The organism is Amycolatopsis sp. NPDC104819, from assembly GCF_055583145.1.
Map to the genome: position 1 here is coordinate 238,941 of NZ_JBVJON010000007.1, position 6,304 is coordinate 245,244.

Sequence of the window (6,304 nt, forward strand, 5' to 3'; positions counted from 1 at the left end):
CATCGACGACCACGAGGCGCTGGCGCTGGTGTCACATGTGCTCGACACCAAGTTCCCTCCTGGCCGCGAGAAGGAAAGCGTCTCGATCCTCGACGTACCATGACTCCTCAACATGGCTGGCCCTCTGTGCCGCCTTCTGAAGTCGAGCGGCGGCCACGCGCACGGCATTGTCCGACAGCAGGTGGATTTCGCCCACAGCCTCAGCCAGTTCCGCTGATAGGCGGCGTGCCCGATCACGGTGCTCGCTGGCAGCGTTTTCGTAGTCCTCTACCGTCTGGACAACCGACTCCGGCTGGTCGGTGGTGCGAGCCAGCACCCGGGTGGCACGCTCGAGGTTCTTCTCGGTGCCTCGTCCGGCGTCTCGCGTTTCGACGAGTTCGTCGGCCAGCCGCAGTGTCCGGCTGTAAGTGCTCTTCTTCTGATCAGCGAACCGATGGCGGTCCTCGATTTGGGTTGCCTCGTCACGCGCTTGCTGAGCTTCGGCTGCCTGCCGTTCGAACAACGCGAGCGAGTTCTCGAACGCACGACGCGTGGCAACGACTTGAGCAGCGATCGTCCCACCTATCCCCAACAAGGCCACGAGAAGCGCAACTCCACTGGAAACCATCGCGACGGTCAGCTGATCGGTCACAGATCAACCAGCCCTTGCACCCCCAGGACCTGCGCCGCGCACAACGCACCGAGGAACCGCACCGCCGCGAGCGCCATGACCACCTCCGCGACCAACCACTCGGCTGGCCGGCCTCGACGATAGCTCACAAACCCCGATGGTTCTTCAGGAATCCAGGCGGCAACACCGCGGAAGGCCTCGGCATCGCCCTTGGCCTCGCCAGCTCGGAGGTCGAGTCGTGATCCGGCGCCGGGGGTGGATCGGCGAATACCTGACCGATCCATGGGGCGCACTGCAGCATCTGCTCCCGAGCATCGAAGGAATATCGCGCTGGGGCCTGCTCCTCCCTCCGATGCTCGCGATCGTCGTGGCTGGCCAGGCGGTCGGACGGCGTTGGTGGCGAGCCCGCTGTCACGCCCAGCTCGTCGCCGACGCGCGGTGCGTCACCGTGCTCGCGCCGCCCACCGTCGATCCCGCCGGCGGCGTCCTGCTGTGGTCCAACCTCGTCGGGCTGCTGCGCCCGAGGTGGCGACGCTGGTTCACCGGCCAGCCCCACCTCGCCTGGGAGTACCGGTTTACCGAACACGGCGTCACCCTGCGATTGTGGGTCCCGGGCGTGATCCCGCCCGGCCTGGTCGAGCGCGCGATCGAAGCCGCATGGCCCGGCGCCCACACCCGCACCATCCCCGCCGACCCGCCGCTGCCCGAGCCGCCGACCGGCTTACGCGCCGTCAGCGTCGGCGGCCAGCTGCGGCTCGCGCGGCCCGAGGCGCTGCCGATCCGCACCGGGTTCGACGCCGACCCAATCCGCGGCCTGCTCGGCGCGCCGGTCGGCCTCAGCCGCGACGAGTACGCCGGCGTGCAGATCCTCGCCCGCCCGGTCACCGGCCGGCGGGTCAGCCGAGCACGCCGCGCCGCCCGCCGCGTGCACGCCGGCGCGTCCGGCCGGATCGGCGGCCGGCTGCTCGACCTCGTCACGCCGGGCGCGTCGGCAGCGCGTTCCGGACGGACACGTGATGCCCTGCGGATCAGTCAAGATCCGCAGCTGTCGCTGGAGTACTCCGCGCAGAACCGGGCGATCGTCGGCAAGCAGCGAGGTTCGCAGTACGAGGCCGTCGTCCGCTACGCCGTCACCACCCACCTCCCCGACGACGCCGAAGTCCGACGTGCCCGGGACACCGCCCGCGGCCGCGCACACGCCCTCGCCGCGAGCTTCGCCGCCTACACCGAGCACAACCACTTCCACCGCACCCGCCTTCACCACCCCGCTCAAGCCCTCGGCACCCGGCGCCTCGACCGCGGCGATCTCCTGTCCGTACCCGAGCTGGCCGCGCTCGCCCACCTGCCGGTCGATGCCGAGATCCCGGGTATCGAGCGCGCCGGCGCCAAAGCCGTCGCGCCACCGCCGGGCATCGCGGTGCCCGGCCCCGAGGTCAAGCCGCTCGGTGTTGCCGACTCCGGTCATGCCCGGCCGATCGGGCTGCGCGTCCCCGACGCCCGCCACCACCTGCACGTCCTCGGCGCCACCGGGTCGGGGAAGTCGACGCTGCTCGGGAACCTGATCCTCGACGACGCGGACGCCGGCCGCGGCGTCGTGCTCATCGATCCCAAGGGCGACCTCGTCACCGACGTCCTCTCCAGGCTGCCGCGGGAAGCCGCCGACCGGGTCGTGCTCTTCGACGCCGACTCCCGGCAGCGCCCGCCCTGCCTCAACCCGCTCGAAGGCGGCGAGACCGACCGGGAGGTCGACAACCTCGTCTCCGTCTTCCGGCGCGTGTACTCCGCGTTCTGGGGCCCGCGGACCGATGACCTCATGCGCGCCGCCTGCCTGACCCTGCGTGCTCAGGACGGGGTGCCCACGCTCGCCGACCTGCCCAAGCTGCTGACCAGCGAAGCCTTCCGGACGCGCATCACCGCCGGTTTGTCTGACCCGGTCCTGGCTGGGTTCTGGCAGTGGTACGACGAGCTCACCGACTCCAGCCGCTCCCAGGTCATCTCCCCGCTGATGAACAAGCTCCGCGCCTTCCTGCTGCGCCCGTTCGTCAAGGACGCCATCGCCGGCGGCAGGTCGACCGTCGACATGAGCCAGGTCCTCAACGAGGGCGGGATCTGCCTGGTCCGGATCCCGAAAGGCTCGCTCGGGGACGAGACGACCCGGCTCGTCGGGTCCCTGGTCGTCGCCCGGACCTGGCAGGCCACCACCGGCCGTGCCCGTGTCCCCCAGCGCGAACGGCCGGACGCGTCGCTGGTCATCGACGAGTGCCACAACTTCCTCAACCTGCCCTACCCGATCGAGGACATGCTCGCCGAAGCCCGCGGCTTCCGGCTGGCGATGACGCTCGCGCACCAGCACCTCGGGCAGCTTCCCCGCGAGCTCAAGGAAGGCATCTCAACCAACGCCCGGTCGAAGATCTTCTTCAACGCATCCCCCGAGGACGCCCGCGAACTCGCCCGCCACACCCAGCCACGGCTGTCCGAACACGACCTCGCGCACCTCGGCGTCTATCACGTCGGCGCCCGGCTCGTCGTCAACGGCGCCGAAACCGAGCCGTTCACGATGGTCACTTCGCCGATGCATCCCGCTGTTCCCGGTCGTGCCAAGGAGATCCGCGCGGCCCTCCGCAGATCCCGACCGTCCCCGTCGAGACCCGCGGGCAGCACGGCTCCGCCGACTCGGGACCGGAAGACCGACCCTCGCCGTGCCCAGCTCTGACGTCCAGTTCGGAGGCTCTGTTGATCACCACAACGACACGTCAGCGCCAGCTCCGGCAACACCTTCCGAGCCGCTCGGTGGCCCGGATGGCCAGCTCGGTCGAGCACCAGGCAGCGCTCGCGGGCCGCCTCACCGCCCGGGACAAATGGCTGCTCGCTCTGCTCTTCGAGCACCGCGTCCTGACCTCCGCCCAGATCCAGGACGCCGCGTTCCCGTCCGGTCGCTCGACCCGTCAACGTCTGCGCGAGCTGTACCTCTGGCGCGCCGTCAGCCGGTTCCAGCCCTTCCGCCAGCTCGGATCGGCGCCGATGCACTACGTCCTCGGCCCCGCCGGCGCGGCCGTCCTGGCCGCCGAGCATGGCCTGGAAGTCAAGGACCTCGGTTACCGGCACGACCGCGCGATGGCCATCGCGCACAACCAGCGCCTCGCTCACACTGTCGGCGTCGGCGACTTCTTCACCTCGCTGATCGCGTGTAGCCGACGTCACGACCCTGGCCGAGCCCGGGAGAAGGTCACAGCGTGGTGGTCGGAGACCCGCTGCGCCCGCCACTTCGGCGACCTCGTCATCCCGGACGCCTACGGCCGCTGGCGGAGCCCGGCCGACGAGCTCGAGTTCTTCTTGGAGTTCGACACCGGCAACGAGTCGCTGACCAAGGTCGCCCGCAAGCTGCTCGCCTACGCCCGGCTCGCCGACTCCACCGGCATCGCGACCCCGGTGCTGTTCTGGCTGCCGACGAGCCGCCGCGAGGCCGGCGTCCGTTCCGCACTCGCCCGGATCCACGCCGACCTCGACCAGACCGCCGACGTTCCCGTCGCCACGGCGGCCGCCGACCTCCTCGACTCCGGCGCAGCCTGCCCGAGCCCGGCCGACAAGGTCTGGCTCCCGCTCGGCGCGAAGTCCCAAAAGCAGACTTCCCCGCGGTACGAGCTCGGCCAGCTGATACGTGCCTGGCCGGCCTCGACTCCGGGGACGTCGCCTGACCTTGACGACGGGATCGCCTCGACGTCCGGGCAGGCCACGGCCTATCGGCTACCGCCGCCCGCTCCCACACCACCGGACGCCACGCCCAGCCGAACTCACCGTCCTGGCTCCTGACCACGCGAGGAGTGCGTCATGGGATCGAAGATCGCAGTCGGCGTCGCCGTTGTGCTCGCGATGTTTCCGGTACTGCTGGGAGCCGTGCCGCAGGCCGTCGTCACCGCGTTCACCGGCGAGGGCAGCACGACCTGCACGTCCAGCGGAACGGCTACCGGCAGCGTGCCTGGCTACGAGGCTGATCAGCTCGCCAATGCGGCGATCATCGCATCGGTCGGGAAGCAGCTGCAGGTCGCCGAGCCCGGGTGGGTCATCGCCATCGCGGTCGCCATCCAGGAATCCACCCTGCGCAACCTCGATCACGGCGACCGGGACAGCCTCGGCCTCTTCCAGCAGCGCCCCTCCCAGGGCTGGGGCACACCTGCACAGGTCATGGACCCGACCTACGCGGCGACCCAGTTCTACCGGCATCTGCAGGGCCTGTCCGGGTGGCAGCAGATGAGCCTCAACGACGCCGCCCAGGCCGTCCAGCGGTCCGGGACGCCGGGAGCGTACGGCCGACACCAAGCGGACGCCGAAGCCATCGTCGCCGCGGTCGCCGGAGTGACCTGCGAGCACATCGGTGGCGGGGACTGCGCGAACATCGCCGCGCCGACGCCTGCCGCACTCACCGCCATCAACTACGCCTGCGGGCAACGCGGCCTGCCGTACGTGTGGGGCGGCAACGGCCCCGAGGACGGCGACGCCGGGTTCGACTGCAGCGGCTTGACCCGAGCCGCGTACGGCGCCGCCAGGATCCCGTTGCCACGGACCTCGCGCGAGCAGTACGCCGCCGGACCGCACGTGCCCGCCGGCGCCCCGCTGCTTCCGGGCGACCTCGTCTTCTACGCGAGCGCCGGGCGCGTCCACCACGTCGGCCTGTACATCGGCGGCGGCAACATGATCGACGCGCCCGACTTCGGGCAGGCCGTGAAGGTCGAGCCGTTCCGTCATCCCGGCGACGACTACTTCGGCGCGACCAGGCCAACGGGGTCCCCTTGAGCACGCACGTAAGCACTTCCGGAGGATACGTGTGTCTTGTTTGGACAATAGCTTGACATGAAGCCGCTATTGGAGCGTCCATAGACATGTAGCCCGAACCACCGGATGCGCACCGGGGGGCGAACGCCCTGGCCGGGGCACGACCATTCACCGCTTCCCCTGAAACGGAGCTCGTCATGCCCGAAATCCAGAACACCGAACCGAATGACACCAAGCCCGAGACCGCCGACACGAAGGTTCGCCGCGCCCTGAAGGCCCATCCCGCCGAGACCACCGCGAAACTGGCCGCCGCAGCCGGAGTCGGACGCTCCACCGCTTCGAAACTCCTGTCCCGCTGGGCAGCCGAAGGACTGGCGACCCGGACCACCGGGAAGGACCAGTCAGTGCCCGTCACGTGGACGTGGCGCGACGAACCTGACGACGATGCCGTCGTAGTCGCAACGGACCGCGAAGACGCGGCCCCCATGGCAGATCAGGAAAGCGACACTCCCGTCGCCAGCACCGACGAACGAGAGGCCGACTCCTCAACCACGTCTGCCGCCGCCAGCGCCGCCTCTGACCCGGCTACCTCAGAGGACTTGACGACCGACTCGCCGATGAAGGAACGCCTGCCCAAGGGCGCGCTTTACGAGCTGGTGAGGGAATTCCTGCAGGCACATCCCGGCGAGGAGTTCGGACCTGCCAGGATCGGCACGAAGTTGGTCCGATCCAGCGGCGCGGTGAACAACGCCCTCGAGAAGCTTGTCACCAACGGGCTGGCGACGAAAACTTGCGAGGCACCGAAGCGCTTCACTTCCTGCTGACCTCCGAGCTCAACACAGGTGGGGGGGGGGGGGGGGGGGGGGGGGGGGCGCCCCCAGTGTTGTTTCGCGGGGGGGGGGGGGGGTGGGGGGCTTTTTTCTC

The 6,304-nt window shown here is 70.0% G+C and carries 6 protein-coding genes; 4 read left to right on the forward strand and 2 right to left on the reverse strand.

What is annotated here, in order from left to right; all coding sequences use genetic code 11:
• Window positions 1–31 precede the first annotated feature (31 nt).
• Window positions 32–631: a hypothetical protein gene (locus tag ACZ63E_RS23685; protein ID WP_465338286.1), complete on the reverse strand. Its 600-nt coding sequence runs from the start codon at window positions 629–631 to the stop codon at window positions 32–34.
• Window positions 628–894, reverse strand: a complete 267-nt coding sequence (locus tag ACZ63E_RS23690) for a hypothetical protein (RefSeq protein ID WP_465338287.1) — start codon at window positions 892–894, stop codon at window positions 628–630. The genes ACZ63E_RS23685 and ACZ63E_RS23690 overlap by 4 nt, the downstream gene beginning before the upstream one ends.
• A 68-nt stretch (window positions 895–962) precedes the next feature.
• Between ACZ63E_RS23690 and ACZ63E_RS23695 the strand changes: the two genes are divergently transcribed.
• From ACZ63E_RS23695 to ACZ63E_RS23710, 4 genes are all read left to right on the forward strand, one after another.
• Window positions 963–3,323 carry a type IV secretory system conjugative DNA transfer family protein gene (locus ACZ63E_RS23695; protein ID WP_465338288.1) on the forward strand — a complete coding sequence of 787 codons (2,361 nt, stop codon included), beginning with the start codon at window positions 963–965 and terminating at the stop codon, window positions 3,321–3,323.
• A 20-nt stretch (window positions 3,324–3,343) separates the two neighbouring features.
• Window positions 3,344–4,420, forward strand: a complete 1,077-nt coding sequence (locus ACZ63E_RS23700; protein ID WP_465338289.1) for a replication-relaxation family protein — start codon at window positions 3,344–3,346, stop codon at window positions 4,418–4,420.
• 18 nt (window positions 4,421–4,438) lie between these two features.
• On the forward strand, window positions 4,439–5,401 hold the full coding sequence (locus ACZ63E_RS23705) for a C40 family peptidase (protein WP_465338290.1): 963 nt from the start codon (window positions 4,439–4,441) through the stop codon (window positions 5,399–5,401).
• Window positions 5,402–5,577: 176 nt separating this feature from the next.
• Window positions 5,578–6,204, forward strand: coding sequence for a hypothetical protein (locus tag ACZ63E_RS23710; protein ID WP_465338291.1), 627 nt, complete (start codon window positions 5,578–5,580; stop codon window positions 6,202–6,204).
• Window positions 6,205–6,304: the final 100 nt, after the last annotated feature.

What these genes read in the sequence shown, in the direction of transcription:
- ACZ63E_RS23690 (WP_465338287.1), bottom strand. Translation starts at nt 894, where the DNA reads ATGGATCGGTCAGGTATTCGCCGATCCACCCCCGGCGCCGGATCACGA.
- ACZ63E_RS23695 (WP_465338288.1), top strand. Translation starts at nt 963, where the DNA reads ATGCTCGCGATCGTCGTGGCTGGCCAGGCGGTCGGACGGCGTTGGTGG.
- ACZ63E_RS23705 (WP_465338290.1), top strand. Translation starts at nt 4,439, where the DNA reads ATGGGATCGAAGATCGCAGTCGGCGTCGCCGTTGTGCTCGCGATGTTT.
- ACZ63E_RS23710 (WP_465338291.1), top strand. Translation starts at nt 5,578, where the DNA reads ATGCCCGAAATCCAGAACACCGAACCGAATGACACCAAGCCCGAGACC.